The sequence below is a fragment of the Kitasatospora sp. NPDC057692 genome, from assembly GCF_042799475.1.
Classification (GTDB): Bacteria; Actinomycetota; Actinomycetes; order Streptomycetales; family Streptomycetaceae; genus Kitasatospora.
In genome coordinates this window covers 1-13,595 of record NZ_JBHVIV010000065.1, presented here as the reverse complement: position 1 = coordinate 13,595, position 13,595 = coordinate 1, and the positions used below count along the sequence as shown (strand labels likewise).

The window sequence follows — 13,595 nt, the reverse complement described above, 5'->3', positions numbered from 1 at the left end:
GTCCGCCTTCGTGGCGTCCCATCGTCGTCCCAAGCCCGCCGGCCGCGCCCGTGTCTCGATCCTGACCGGTGTCGCCGCCGCTGCCGTTGCCCTGTCCGCGCAGTCCGGCGCCCACGCCGACCCGGCGCCGACCAAGGACCAGGTCAAGGAGCAGGTCGACCAGCTCAACCTGCAGGCCGAGGTCGCCACCGAGAAGTACAACGGCGCCCAGGCCAAGCAGCAGGAGCTGCAGAAGCAGGTCGCCGAGCTGCAGGACAAGGTGGCCCGCCAGCAGGCCACGGTGACGGAGGCCCAGGGCGGCCTCGCCGAGATCGCCGGCGAGCAGTACCGCACGGGCGGCATATCGCAGACCGTCCAGCTGATGCTCTCCGCCAGCCCGGACAACTTCCTCAACCAGGCCGACGCCCTGAACCAGGCCGGCTCCACCCAGTCCGGCGCGCTGAAGGAGCTCCAGGAGCAGCAGCGCAGGCTGGACCAGGACCGCACCGAGACCCAGGCCAAGCTCGCCGAGCTGGAGGCCACCACCCAGCAGCTGAAGACGTCCAAGGAGGACGTCCAGGGCAAGCTGCAGAAGGCCCAGGACCTCCTCAACACGCTCACCGAGCAGGAGCGCCAGGCCCTCCGCGCGGCCGAGGAGAAGGCCGCCGCCGAGGCCAAGGCGAAGGCGGACGCCGCCAAGGCCGAGGCCGCCAAGGCCAAGGCCGAGGCCGAGCGGGCCTCCCGCGACACCAACCGCAGCAACCTGAGCGCACCGTCCTCGGCCTCCTCGGCCCCGGCCGCCGAGGCCGCCAAGCCGACCGCCGAGGCCGCCAAGCCGGCCGCGCCCGCCGCCAACGGCTCGCGCGCCGCCGCGGCGATCGCCGCCGCCGAGAGCAAGCTCGGCTCGCCGTACGTCTACGGCGCCACCGGCCCGAACTCCTTCGACTGCTCGGGCCTCACCGGCTGGGCGTACGCCCAGGCGGGTGTGTCGCTGCCGCGCACCTCGCAGGCGCAGGCCAACGCCGGCACCCAGATCGGCTCGGACATCTCCAAGGCCCAGCCCGGCGACCTGGTGATCTTCTACGGCGACCGCCACCACGTGGGCATCTACGTCGGCGGCGGCCAGGTCATCCACGCCCCGAAGCCGGGCGCGTCGGTCCGCTACGAGGCGGCCTCCAACATGCCGGTCAACACCATCGTGCGCCTCTGACCGACGGTCGGCAGGCTCTGCCGGGCCCGGTCCCCCCGCGCGGGGGGACCGGGCCCGCGGCTTTTCCCGGGGCCGCCGGGACGCTCGGTCCGCGAACCGATCTGACGTCCGATCGGTGTCCGAATATTCGGGTTCGGAGGGGTTTGGAATCGGTTGCCCTGACTCGCTAACGTCTGCCAGCGGAAGCCCGCTTTCGACAGCCGCCCGCCCCGGTGCGGTGGCGGGCCGGCCCAGGATCGGAGCCGAGGTCGCATGGCCGTGCACCGCCGTTCCCCGCTGTCAGGTGCGCACACGCTCGCCCGGGCGCTGGTGCTCACCGCGGCGGCCACCGCCGCGCTGGGCGTGGCGACCTGCGGCAGCGCCCGAGCCGTTCCCGGCGCGCCGGACGCCCCGGTCGACCGCAAGGACGTCAAGGCACAGGTGGAGCAGCTCTACGACGAGGCCGAGCAGGCCTCCGAGCGGTTCAACGCCGCCCAGGAGGCCCAGCAGCGGCTCCAGTACGAGACCGGCACGCTCCAGCAGCAGATCGCCCTCGCCCAGGAGGAGCTCAACCGGCTGCGCGGCGACCTCGCCACCGTGGCCGGCGCCGAGTACCGCGGCGGCGGGATGACCCGGACCGTCCAGCTGATGCTCTCCACGGACCCGGAGGGCTACCTCTCCCGGGCCCGCACCCTCGACCAGGCCGCCGAGCGGCAGAACGAGACCCTGCACGAACTGCTGGGCCGTCAGCGGGTGCTCGACCAGCGCCGGGCCGAGGCCACCGCCAAGCTCGCCGAGCTGGAGCAGATCCGCAAGGCGCTGGCCGAGAGCAAGCAGCAGATCCAGCAGCGGCTCGCCAAGGCGCAGCGGCTGCTGAACAGCCTCGGCACCGCCGAGCGCGCCCGGCTCGCCGCCCAGGACGCCCGTGACGCGGAGCAGCGCGCCACCCGCGGCACCGACCGGCTGGACTTCGGCAGCACCCCGCCCGCCTCCGAGCGCGGCGCCGCCGCGCTGGCCGCCGCGGTGCGGATGATCGGCTCGCCCTACGTGTACGGGTCGACCGGGCCCAGGGCGTTCGACTGCTCCGGTCTGATGTACTGGAGCTGGCGGCAGGCCGGAGTGACCCTGCCGCGCACCTCGCAGGCCCAGGCGTACGCCGGGCAGCGGGTCAGCCTCTCCGAAGCGCGGCCGGGAGACCTGGTGATCTTCTACCGGGACATGCACCACGTCGGGATGTACGCCGGCGGCGGGGTGATCGTGCACGCCCCCTACCCGGGCGCCAAGGTCCGCTACGAGAGCGTCACCACGATGCCCGTCTCGGGGGTGATCCGGCTCTGAGCCGCCCGGAGCACGCCGGGCGGCGTCCGTCCCGGCGCACCGCCCTGCTGCTCGCGGCCGGCGGGCTGGCCCAGCTGTCGCTGCCCGGGGCCGCCCCGGCGCGTCCCGCCGCCGCGGCCTCGGACGAGCACGCCGCCGTCCTGGCCCTGCTGGACGGGCGGGCCGCGGCGCTGACCGCCGGGCCGCCCGCGCTGCCGCTGCGGGCCGGGTACCGGAACCTGCTGCTCGGCCCGGTGGACGGGGCCGGTCGGTGCACCGCCACCGCCGAGCTGACCGTCGCGGTGACCGGGTACGACCGGCAGCCGGTGGTCCACCCGCGCCGGCTGGCGCTGGCCCGCTCCGCCGCCGGCTGGCGGGTCGAGCGCGAGGAGGCCGCGGGCGGGCTGCCGCCGCTGTGGGACCTCGGCGCCGTCCGGGCCGAGGCCGGCGCGCGCTGCCTGGTGCTCGCGGTGGACGCCGCGGACACCCCCGCGCCCGCCGGGCTCGCGGCCGTCGGCGATCGGGCGGTGGCCGCCGTCGAGGCCCTCTGGGGCAGCGCCTGGGCCGGCCGGCTGCTGTTCGAACTGCCCGCCACGGGGGAGTGGTTCTCCCGGCTGCTGGCGGAGGAGCGGCCCGGCTGGTCCGGCATGGCGGCCGTCACGGTGGCCGCGCCCGGCGCACCGCTGAACGCCCCGGCCGACCGGATCCTGGTCAATCCGGAGACCTACGCGGGCCTGAGCGACTTCGGCCGGCAGGTGGTGGTCACCCACGAGGCGGTGCACGTGGCGACCCGGGCCGACACCCGCGCCTGGACGCCGCTCTGGCTCTCCGAGGGCGTCGCCGACTGGACCGGCTACCGCGACACCGGCCGGACGGCCCGGCAGATCGCCCCGGAGCTGGCCCGGGACGTCGCCGCAGGGCGGCTGCCCGCCGCCCTGCCCGAGGACGCCGCCTTCACGGCCGGCGGGGAGGGCCTGGCCCAGGTCTACGAGCAGGCCTGGCTGGCCTGTGACCTGATCGCCCGCCGGTACGGGCCGGAGCGGCTGGTGGCCCTCTACCGGGCGGTCGGCGCGGCGGCCCCGGGCGCGGACCGGCAGGCCTGGCTGGACGGGCTGCTGCGGGACCGGCTGGGCCTCGGCCTGACCGAGTTCACCGGCCTCTGGCTGGCCGGGCTCCGGACGCTGGCGCCGTAGCGGCCCGTCCGGCCTTCTAGGGCCGGGCGCGCTGGCGCTGCTCGGGCGAGGTCCGCGGCCGCTCGATGCCGTCCAGCAGGTCCTGCTCGTAGGCGATGCCCGGCCGCACCGAGAAGGCCGCCGCAGGCACCGGCTCGGGGCGGGTCAGCACCACGGTCTCCGGCAGCCGTTCGGCGCGCCGGGTGGAGCGCCAGAGCCGGACGCAGGACATCCCGGTGGCGGCCAGCAGCAGCAGGTTGCGCAGGGTCAGCACGGCGATCGCGGCCGGCTTGCTGGCGACCACGTCGCCGAAGACCAGCGGGAACTCCACCAGGGTCAGCGGGGTCGCGGCCAGGATCAGCAGCGCCACCGGCCGCTGGCTGGTGCCGCGCACGGTCAGGCAGACCGCCGCCGCGCCGACCAGCCAGACCAGGTACTGCGGGCTGATCACCCGGCTGGTCACGGTGAAGATCAGCAGCGCGGCCAGCGCCGCGTCGTACATGGTGGCCGCGTTGCGCCGCCGGGCGGTGAAGCGCCACAGCAGCAGCCAGCCGAAGCCGAGCACGGTGCCGGCCAGCATCACCTTGCTGACCACGTCCACCCACGGCCCGAGCATCTCGACCGAGCCGTAGTTCATCATCACCTTGCCGTCCCAGGTCCCGGCGATCCGGGCGAAGTGGATCGGCAGCGCGCCGACCGACTCCACCTCGATGCCGCGGTCCTTCTGGAACGTCAGGAACTCGAACGCGCCGTTCATGCCGGCGGCCAGCAGGAAGCCGATCGCGGCGGTCGAGGCGGCCGCGGCGGTCCAGGAGCGGCGGGTGCGCCGGCCGGAGGGGGTGCCGATGAGGCCGAGCAGCGGCCAGATCTTGACGATGCCGCCGAGGCCCAGCAGCACGCCGCCGATCGCCGGGCGGCGGATCAGCGCGAGCAGGCCGGCCACCGCGATCGCGGTGACGATCACGTCGTAGCGGTTGTAGATCATCGGGCCGAGCAGCGGGACGCCCGCCACCCAGACCCAGGCGCCGGTCAGCGCCCGGCCCTTGCGCAGCCCGGTGCGCACCAGCAGGGCCATCGCGGCCGCGTCGGCGATCCCGCAGATCACCCAGAACGACACCAGGTACGACCAGGGCAGCAGGCCCGGCAGCAGGATCACCAGGGCGGCGCCGGGCGGGTACTGCCAGGTGACGTCGTCCAGCGGGAAGGTGCCGGTCTGCAGTACGCCGTACCAGCCGTGGTAGATCAGCCAGACGTCGGCGGTGATGTCCCCGCCGGGCATCCGCAGCACGCCGGTGACCAGCAGCACCAGGAGCGTCCGGGTGGCCACCCAGCTCGCGCCGAGCGCCAGGAGCGCACCCGAGCGGCCCGAGGGGCGCGCGGTGCTCTGCGCCGGCTCGCGGCGGACGGCGAGCGCCGTGCCGGAGCCCTCGGCGCCGCTGGATGTACCGGACTCGGTGGCCGGGGCCAACTCCACTGCGCTCCCTCGTTCGTCTCGGACGTCCCGCCGGCGGCGCCGTGCGACGGGCGCCCGGGCGGTCCGGGCGGGTCGGCGCCGGGCCGCCGCCACGGGGCCGGACCGGCCTCACCGACCACCCGGGTACTAGGACAGACCCGGGGGTGGAACGGTTGCCGTCCGTGGATCCGTTCCCGGCGGGTCGTGGTGTTGACCTATCGTACGGATCACCCAGCGGTACACCGAGCACCCCCCGACCGAGCGAGCCGTGGCCTGATGCACAAGACCTTGATCGTGACCAACGACTTCCCGCCGAGGCCCGGCGGCATCCAGGCCTTCGTGCACAACATGGCCGTCCGTCAGCCCGCAGGAAGCGTCGTGGTGTACGCCTCCACCTGGCGCGACGGCACCGAGGTGGCGCGCTTCGACGCCGAGCAGCCGTTCCCGGTGATCCGCGACCGGACGAAGGTGATGGTTCCCACACCGCGGGTCACCCGGCGGGCCGCCGAGATCCTGCGGGCCGAGGGCTGCGACTCGGTCTGGTTCGGCGCCGCCGCACCGCTCGGGCTGATGGCCCCCGCGCTGCGCCGGGCCGGCGCCGGGCGGCTGCTGGGCATGACCCACGGCCACGAGGCCGCCTGGGCCCAGCTCCCGGCGGCCCGGCAGCTGCTGCGCCGGATCGGCACCGGCACCGACGTGCTCACCTACCTCGGCGAGTACACCCGCTCCCGGATCGCCGCCGCCGTCGGCCCGGAGGCGGCCGCCCGGATGGTGCAGCTGCCGCCCGGCGTGGACGAGCGGAGCTTCCACCCGGACTCCGGCGGCGCCGCTGTCCGCGAGCGGCTCGGGCTGGCCGACCGGCCGGTGGTGGTCTGCGTCTCCCGGCTGGTGCCGCGCAAGGGCCAGGACACCCTCATCGAGGCGATGCCGCAGATCCTCACCGACGTCCCGGACGCCGTGCTGCTGATCGTCGGCGGCGGCCCCCACCGGGCGGAGCTGGAGAAGCTGGTGGACGCCCGGGGCGTGCGCTCCGCCGTCCGGTTCACCGGCTCGGTGCCGTGGGAGGAACTGCCCGCGCACTACGGCGCCGGGGACGTCTTCGCCATGCCCTGCCGCACCCGGCGCGGCGGGCTGGACGTCGAGGGGCTCGGCATCGTCTACCTGGAGGCCTCGGCGACCGGCCTGCCGGTGGTGGCCGGGGACTCCGGCGGTGCGCCGGACGCGGTGCTGGAGGGGGAGACCGGCTACGTGGTGCCGGGCGGCACGCCTGCGGCGGCGGCCGAGCGGATCGTGCGGCTGCTGAAGGACGAGGAGCTGCGCCGGCGGATGGGCGAGGCCGGGCGGCGCTGGGTGGACCGCTCCTGGCGCTGGGACCTGCTGGCCGGGCGGCTGACCTCGCTGCTGGCGGGCTGAGCGGGGTGTGTGCCGGTACGGCCCGCCCCACCGTTCAGGGAGCGGGCCGCACCGGCGGCTCGGGGGAGGGCTACCTCCGGTAGATCGCCTCGACGTCGGCCGCGAAGTCCTTCAGCACGACGTTGCGCTTGAGCTTGAGCGAGGGCGTCAGGTGGCCGCTCTCCTCGGAGAAGACGGTGTCGAGCAGGCGGAACTTCTTCACCGCCTCGGCGTGCGAGACCGCCGCGTTGCCGTCGTCCACCGCCGTCTGCAGGGCGGCCAGCAGGTCGGGGTCCTCGCGCAGGTCGGCCACCGTGGCGCCGGCCGGCTTGCCGTTCAGCTCCTTCCACTTGGGGAAGAAGTCCTCGTCGACCGTGAGCAGGCAGGCGACGAAGGGCTTGCGGTCGCCGACCACCATGACCTCGCCGACCAGGGCGTGCGCCCGGATCCGGTCCTCGATCACCGCCGGGGCGACGTTCTTGCCGCCCGCCGTGACGATGATCTCCTTCTTGCGGCCGGTGATGGTGAGGTAGCCGTCGTCGTCCAGCGAGCCGAGGTCGCCGGTGGCGATCCAGCCGTCCTTGAGCGTGTCGGCGGTGGCCTGCGGGTTGTTCCAGTAGCCGGTGAAGACGTGCGGGCCCTTGAAGAAGACCTCGCCGTCCTCGGCGATCCGCACGGAGGCGCCGGGCACCGGCTGGCCGACCGTGCCGATCTTCGGCTTGTCCCACGGGTTGAAGGCGGTGGCCGCGCAGGTCTCGGTCAGGCCGTAGCCCTCCAGCACGGTGAAGCCGATGCCCCGGTAGAAGTGGCCGAGCCGCTCGCCGAGCGGGGCGCCGCCGGAGATCGCGTGGGTGGCCCGGCCGCCGAGCGCGGCCCGCAGCTTGCTGTAGACCAGCTTGTCGAAGACGGCGTGCTTGAGCTTGAGCAGCAGTCCGGCGCCGCCCGCGTCCAGCGCCCGGCTGTAGGCGATCGCGGTGTCGGCGGCCTTGTCGAAGATCTTGCCCTTGCCGTCGGCCTGCGCCTTGGCCCGCGCCGTGTTGTAGACCTTCTCGAACACCCGGGGCACGCCCAGGATCAGGGTCGGCCTGAACGCGGCCAGCTCGGCGGTGACGTCCCGGATGTCGGAGACGTGGCCGAGCTTGATCGGGGCCATCGCCGGGGCGATCTCGGCGATCCGGGCGAGCACGTGGGCCAGCGGCAGGAAGAGCAGGACGGAGCTCTCGCCGGTGCGGAACAGCGGGGCCAGGCGCTCCACCACGTTGCCGCACTCGGCCAGGAAGTTGCCGTGGGTCAGCTGACAGCCCTTCGGGCGGCCGGTGGTGCCCGAGGTGTAGACGATGGTGGCGATCGAGTCCGGGCCGGCCGTCGAGCGGCGCTCGGCGACGGTGGCGTCGGCGACCTCGCGGCCCGACTCGGTCAGCGCGGCGAGTGCGCCGCCCTCGATCTGCCAGGCGTGCTCCAGCTCCGGCAGGCGGCCCCGGACCTCGGCGACCACCGCGCTGTGCGTCGCGGTCTCGGTGAACACGGCGACCGCCCCGGAGTCGCCGAGGATCCACTCGACCTGCTCGGCGGAGGAGGTCTCGTAGACCGGCACGGTGATCGCGCCGGCCGTCCAGATCGCGAAGTCCAGCAGCGTCCACTCGTACCGGGTGCGGGACATGATGCCCACCCGGTCGCCCGGCCCGACCCCCGCGGCGATCAGCCCCTTCGCGGCGGCGTGCACCTCCACCAGGAACTGGGCGGCGGTCAACTCCTGCCACCGGCCGTCCACCTTGCGGCTGAGCACCGCGACGTCGGGGTGCCGCTCGGCGTTCTGGACCACGAGGTCGGAGAGGTTACCGCCGCTCGGTACCTGGTAGAGGGCCGGAAGGCTGAAGTCGAGCAAGACTGCTCCTCGTTCGCGACGCTGCGGGACGGCAGGACGTTACTGCCCGGTAGGCAGCTTCGACCAGGGGGGTCGGCTCCGGTGTTCGAAGTGTCACACCTTGGCCCGTCCGACCAGGTCGGGACCGGGTCGTTCGATTGGCACCCTACGGCAGCCCGCTTGTGACCGGCCGGTAGCCGACGGGCCCTTCCCCCGCGGGCCCGTCGCGGCGGTGTACCGGGCCCGCTCCGGGGGGTGCACCGAAGGACGGGGCGGATCCCGGGGCGCGATAGCCTGCTCCGGGCGCACCCGGCCGAGCAGGCTCGGCGGGGAACAGCAGCACGGGACGACGCGGAGGGCCATTCCATGGCGGAGCACACCAGGTCGAGCATCACCATCGACGCGACCCCGGCGACGGTCATGGCCGTGATCGCCGACTTCGCCGCCTACCCGGCCTGGACCGGTGAGGTCAAGGAGATCGAGGTCCTGGAGACCGCGCAGAACGGCCGCGCCGCCGAGGTCCGGCTGGTGCTGGACGCCGGCGCGATCCGCGACGAGCACGTGCTCGCCTACACCTGGGACGGCGACCGCGAGTGCGCCTGGACCCTGGTGCGCAGCCAGATGCTCCGCTCGCTCGACGGCTCCTACACCCTGGCCCCGCTCGGCGCCGACCGCACCGAGGTCACCTACCAGCTCGCCGTCGACGTCAAGATCCCGATGCTCGGCATGATCAAGCGCAAGGCCGAGAAGGTCATCATCGACCGGGCCCTGGCCGGCCTGAAGAAGCGCGTCGAGGACACCGCCGCCGACAAGGCGCTCTGAGCACGGCGGCACGGACGAACGGGGGCGGCACGGCATGACGGCGACACGCACCATCCTGGTCAGCGGCGACCACGCGGCGCCCGCGGTGGCCGCCGCCACCGCCCTGCACGCCGCCGGACGGGGCCGGCGCACCCTGCTGCTGGCCGCCGACGACCCGCACCGCACCCTGGACGCCGCCCTCGGCGTCCGGCTGGAGGCCGCGCCGACCGCGTACGCGCCCGGCCTGGCCGTGGCCCGGACCGACGAGCAGGCCGCCTTCCGGCACGCCCTCGACGAGATCGGCGGCCGGCTCAAGCCCGCCCTCGACCTGCTCGGCGCCGACCCGCTCGACCCCGAGGAGCTCACCGCCCTCCCCGGCACCGCCCGGCTCGCCCTGCTGCGCGCGCTGCCCGCGGCCGACGCCGACGTCCTGGTGGTGCTCGCCCCGCCGCCCGCCGAGCTCATCGCCACCCTCGCGCTGCCCGAACAGCTGGAGCGCTACCTGGCCCGGCTCGTCCCCGAGCAGCGCCAGGCCGCCCGGGCGCTGCGCCCGCTGCTGGCCGGCCTCGCCGGGGTGCCGATGCCCGCCGACTGGCTGTACGAGACGCGCGCCAGGGCCGCCGGCGCGCTCGCCGCCGCCCGCGCCGCGATCACCGCGCCCGGCACCAGCGTCAGGCTGGTCGCCGCGGCCGACGCCCACCCCTTCGACGAACTGCGCCGGATCCGCACCGGACTGGCCCTGCACGGCCACCGCCCGGACGCCGTGGTGGTGCACGGCGTGCTGCCGGACGCCGCGGCCGACTCGTCCGACCCGTGGCTGGCCGCCCTGGCCCGCCGCCGCCGGGACGAGCTGGCCGAGCTGGCCGCCGGCTGCGAGGACGTCCCGGTGCTCACCGCCGGGCCCGCCGAGGCCACCCTGGAGGCCGTCGCCGACCGCCTCTACGGCGCGGGCCCCGGCCCGGAGCCGCGCCCGGCCGGGCCGTGGGCGGTCGAGGACCGGCTGGCGGCGGACGGTCTGCTGGTCTGGCACCTCGCCCTGCCCGGTGCCGACCGCGCCGACCTCGACCTCGTGCGGCGCGGCGACGAACTGGTGGTCGGCCTCGGCGCCCACCGGCGGGTGCTCGCCCTGCCCTCGGCGCTGCGCCGCTGCACGGTCGCCGGCGCGGGCCTGAACGACGGCGTCCTCGCCGTCCGCTTCGCCCCCGATCCGGGCCTCTGGCCGCGGGGCTGAGGGCGCTTCGCCCGCTCGCCGCTCCTGGGGCCGCCGGGGCGGGTTGTGTTGTCGTCCGCTCGCCTCCGGGGCCGCCGGGGCGGGGGCGCCCGTTCGCCGTCCGGGCGGTGGTGTGCGGTCCGGTAGCGTCGGGGCGGGTGACCGCGGGCGCGGTCGCCGCTGCTGAGGAGGCCTGCGCGATGACCACCACCGACCGGACCGAGCCCACCGCCGAGCAGGACGGGAGCGCGCACCCGTTCGGCCCGGAGCTGGGCCCGCTGGTGGACGAGGTGCGCAGGTTCGCCGCCGCCGTCGGGGAGAAGGCCCAGGAGGCGAGCGCCGAGACCCTGCTCTCGCTGGCCGGGCTGGCCGACCGCCTGCGCGACAAGCAGCCCGAGGTGTACGGCCACCTCGCCGCCGCCGGCACCGGCCTGGCCGCCGCGGGTTCCGAACTGCTGGCCGCCTACCGGGCCGCGGTGGCCGGCCACGAGCACCGCTGGACCGCCGGCACTCCGGCCCGCACCGAGCGGGTGGACCTGGACGACACGCCTGAAGGCCCGTCCGACAAACAGTGAACCCCTGATGCCCTCCGGGTCACTTTCCGGCTTCACCCTGTGATGCGACCGGGGAAAATGTACGACTTTTGAATGGAGTCGGCCGGGTTGGCGACAGATTGTCTTCGGTTAATGTAGGCGGCGGTGTGTACGGGGGCATGGTTGGGCGGTAGCGTTCCGTCCAGCGGGAACGAGTGAATAGCTGAGGGACACATGGCTCTGACCATCGGCGTCGACGTCGGCGGGACCAAGATCGCGGCCGGTGTGGTCGACGAGGCCGGCGAGATCCTGGCCCGGACCAGGGTGCCCACCCCGGCCGACCCGCAGTGGGCGGTCGACGCGATCGCGCAGGCCGTGCGCGAGCTCAAGGAGCAGTACCCCGAGGTGACCGCGGCCGGCGTCGGCGCCCCCGGCTTCGTCGACCGCGACCGCTCGACGGTGATCTTCGCCCCCAACATCGACTGGGAGGACGAGCCACTGCGCGGCCGGATCGAGGAACTCACCGGCCTGCCCGCGGTCATCGAGAACGACGCCAACTGCGCCGCCTGGGCCGAGTACCGGTTCGGCGCCGGCGCCGGGCACACCGACATGGTGCTGATCACCGTCGGCACCGGCATCGGCGGCGGCCTCGTCCTCGACGGCCGGCTGCACCGCGGCCGGTTCGGCGTGGCCGGCGAGATCGGCCACCTCAACATGGTCCCGGACGGCCTGCCCTGCGGCTGCGGCGGCAAGGGCTGCTGGGAGCAGTACGGCTCCGGCCGGGCGCTGCGCCGCTACGGCCGTGAGCGCGCCGCCGCCGACCCGCTGCGCGGCAAGCGGATGCTGGAGCTCAACGACGGTGTCGCCGAGACGATCCGCGGCATCCACATCACCCAGGCCGCCGAGGAGGGCGACCCGCTCGCCCTGGAGTGCTACGCCGAGCTGGCCGACTGGCTGGGCCGGGGGATGGCCGACCTCGCGGCGCTCTTCGACCCGGGCGTCTTCGTGCTCGGCGGCGGGGTCTCCGACTCCGGCCGGCTGCTGCTCGACCCGGTCGCCAAGGCGTTCGAGCACTACCTGACCGGCGGGGTGCACCGTCCGCGCGCCGAGGTGGTGCTCGCCTCGACCGGCTCGGCCGCCGGCATCGCCGGTGCGGCGGACCTGGCCCGCACGGTCTGACCCGCCCGACCCGACCCGCGCACCGCGGCCCGTCCCTCCGCCCGGAGGGGCGGGCCGCGCCGTGTTCCCCCGCACCGGCCCCGTCCTGCCGTACGGTCGTCACCGAGGACGTCCAGGGGAGGAACCGCGATGACCACCGCACCGGCCGAACTGCCGCCGCCCGCGCCCGGCCGACTGCGGCTGCTCGGCTACAACGTCCGCTCGCTGCGCGACGACCGGCGCGCGCTGGTCCGGGTGATCCGGGCCTGCGCCCCCGACCTGGTCTGCGTCCAGGAGTCGCCGCGCTACTGGCGCCCCGAGGGGCAGGCCCGCCGGCTGGCCCGGCGGACCGGCACCGTGGTCCTGGCCGGCGGCGGCCGGGCCGCCGCCGGGCCGCTGCTGCTCGGCCGCCCCGGCGTCCGGGTGCGGGCCGTCCACGACCGGCTGCTGCCGAAGACCCGCGGCCTGCACGCGCGGGGCTTCGCCACGGCGCTGGTCGACCTCCCGGGCGCGGCGCCGTTCACCGTCACCAGCTGCCACCTGAGCCTGGACGCGGACGAGCGCCGACGGCAGTTCGACCTGCTGGCCGGGCAGCTGCGCTACGCCGAACTCGGTGTGATCGCGGGGGACTTCAACGAGCACCCGGACGGGCCGGGCTGGCGCTCGCTGGCCGGACGGCTGCAGGACGGGCACGTGGTGGCGCCCTGGGGCGGCGAGATGACGTCCGTCCCGGAGAACCCCTACCAGCGGCTGGACGCCGTCTTCGCCACACCGGGCATCGAGGTGCTCGCCTGTGGCGTCCCGCACGGGCTGCCCGGTGTCACCGACGAAGACCTGCGGGCCGCCACCGACCACCTCCCGGTGCTCGCCGTCCTCCAACTGCCCCCGGGGTAGCCGGCGGGGCGGCCGTCAGACGACCGCGCCGCCGTGCGGGTCCTCCGGCTCGTCCTCGTCGTGGTCCTTCATCCGGACCACCAGCGTGGCGAAGCCGCCCAGGAAGGCGGCCACCCCGACCCAGGCGGGCCAGCCGGAGACCTCGCGCCAGACGACCGCGTCGAAGAGCAGCAGCGCGGGCCCGCCGAGCACCGCCAGCCAGGCGAACTTGGCGGTGGTGTCGGCCTCCGGCAGCGGCGGCGGCTCCGGCGGCTCGAAGTGGCCCTCGTCGGTCTCCTCGGCCAGCTCGAAGTCGCGCGGGCCGGAGCCGGCGGCCGGCATCACCGGCCGGCCGGAGCGCGGGCGGGGCTGGGGCGCCAGGTCGGAGAGGTCGCCGGCCTCGCCCGGGAGGCCCTCGCCGGGGTCCTTGAAGCCCTTGAGTTCGCCGCGCGCCCGGAGGTTCTCGATCTCCGGCCAGTTCGGGTTGTTGAGGTCGACCGGGTCGTCGAACTGGGCGATCAGCGCGGCGAAGATCTCGTCCTGCTCGGCCTGGCTGCGCTCGGGCGTGCGCCGGGCCCGGGCCTGGCCGGCCGCCGTGCCCGCGCCGCCCTCGCCCGGCGTGCTCCCGCCCGCCGCCGGGGCGTCGCTCGCCGC

At 75.4% G+C, this 13,595-nt stretch carries 12 protein-coding genes; 9 read left to right on the top strand and 3 right to left on the bottom strand.

What is annotated here, in order from left to right:
- Positions 1-10 precede the first annotated feature (10 nt).
- The 3 genes from ACFVFS_RS29505 to ACFVFS_RS29495 all read left to right on the top strand — a co-directional run bounded on the left by ACFVFS_RS29505 (position 11) and on the right by ACFVFS_RS29495 (position 3,678).
- Positions 11-1,189: an NlpC/P60 family protein gene (locus ACFVFS_RS29505; RefSeq protein ID WP_380627834.1), complete on the top strand. Its 1,179-nt coding sequence runs from the start codon at positions 11-13 to the stop codon at positions 1,187-1,189.
- Between the two features lie 252 nt (positions 1,190-1,441).
- A complete protein-coding gene (locus ACFVFS_RS29500; protein WP_380627833.1) occupies positions 1,442-2,506 on the top strand; it encodes an NlpC/P60 family protein in 1,065 nt (354 codons plus the stop codon).
- A gap of 233 nt (positions 2,507-2,739) precedes the next feature.
- On the top strand, positions 2,740-3,678 hold the full coding sequence (locus tag ACFVFS_RS29495; RefSeq protein WP_380627831.1) for a hypothetical protein: 939 nt from the start codon (positions 2,740-2,742) through the stop codon (positions 3,676-3,678).
- Between the two features lie 16 nt (positions 3,679-3,694).
- Here ACFVFS_RS29495 and ACFVFS_RS29490 read toward each other — a convergent pair whose 3' ends face one another.
- Positions 3,695-5,131 carry a glycosyltransferase 87 family protein gene (locus ACFVFS_RS29490; protein ID WP_380627829.1) on the bottom strand — a complete coding sequence of 479 codons (1,437 nt, stop codon included), beginning with the start codon at positions 5,129-5,131 and terminating at the stop codon, positions 3,695-3,697.
- A gap of 255 nt (positions 5,132-5,386) precedes the next feature.
- Between ACFVFS_RS29490 and ACFVFS_RS29485 the strand changes: the two genes are divergently transcribed.
- Positions 5,387-6,523, top strand: a complete 1,137-nt coding sequence (locus tag ACFVFS_RS29485) for a glycosyltransferase family 4 protein (protein WP_380627828.1) — start codon at positions 5,387-5,389, stop codon at positions 6,521-6,523.
- A gap of 70 nt (positions 6,524-6,593) precedes the next feature.
- On the opposite strand, the gene ACFVFS_RS29480 is transcribed toward ACFVFS_RS29485, so the two are convergent.
- The gene (locus ACFVFS_RS29480; RefSeq protein WP_380627826.1) at positions 6,594-8,387 is read right to left on the bottom strand and encodes an AMP-dependent synthetase/ligase; all 1,794 of its coding nucleotides are present in this window, start codon (positions 8,385-8,387) and stop codon (positions 6,594-6,596) included.
- 345 nt (positions 8,388-8,732) lie between these two features.
- Here ACFVFS_RS29480 and ACFVFS_RS29475 point away from each other — a divergent pair, with 345 nt between their 5' ends.
- The 5 genes from ACFVFS_RS29475 (at position 8,733) to ACFVFS_RS29455 (ending at position 12,962) form a co-directional block, all read left to right on the top strand.
- Positions 8,733-9,188 carry an SRPBCC family protein gene (locus ACFVFS_RS29475; protein ID WP_380627824.1) on the top strand — a complete coding sequence of 152 codons (456 nt, stop codon included), beginning with the start codon at positions 8,733-8,735 and terminating at the stop codon, positions 9,186-9,188.
- Between the two features lie 34 nt (positions 9,189-9,222).
- Entirely contained in the window at positions 9,223-10,398 is a 1,176-nt protein-coding gene (locus tag ACFVFS_RS29470; RefSeq protein ID WP_380627822.1) for an ArsA family ATPase, read from the top strand.
- A gap of 179 nt (positions 10,399-10,577) precedes the next feature.
- On the top strand, positions 10,578-10,952 hold the full coding sequence (locus ACFVFS_RS29465; protein WP_380627820.1) for a DUF5304 family protein: 375 nt from the start codon (positions 10,578-10,580) through the stop codon (positions 10,950-10,952).
- A gap of 192 nt (positions 10,953-11,144) precedes the next feature.
- Positions 11,145-12,089, top strand: a complete 945-nt coding sequence (locus ACFVFS_RS29460; protein WP_380627819.1) for an ROK family glucokinase — start codon at positions 11,145-11,147, stop codon at positions 12,087-12,089.
- Between the two features lie 129 nt (positions 12,090-12,218).
- Positions 12,219-12,962 (top strand): endonuclease/exonuclease/phosphatase family protein, encoded by a 744-nt coding sequence (locus ACFVFS_RS29455; RefSeq protein ID WP_380627817.1) that lies wholly within the window; start codon positions 12,219-12,221, stop codon positions 12,960-12,962.
- 15 nt (positions 12,963-12,977) lie between these two features.
- Here the strand turns inward: ACFVFS_RS29455 and ACFVFS_RS29450 are convergent.
- On the bottom strand, positions 12,978-13,595 hold a 618-nt coding region (locus ACFVFS_RS29450; protein WP_380627815.1), incomplete at its 5' end, for a hypothetical protein.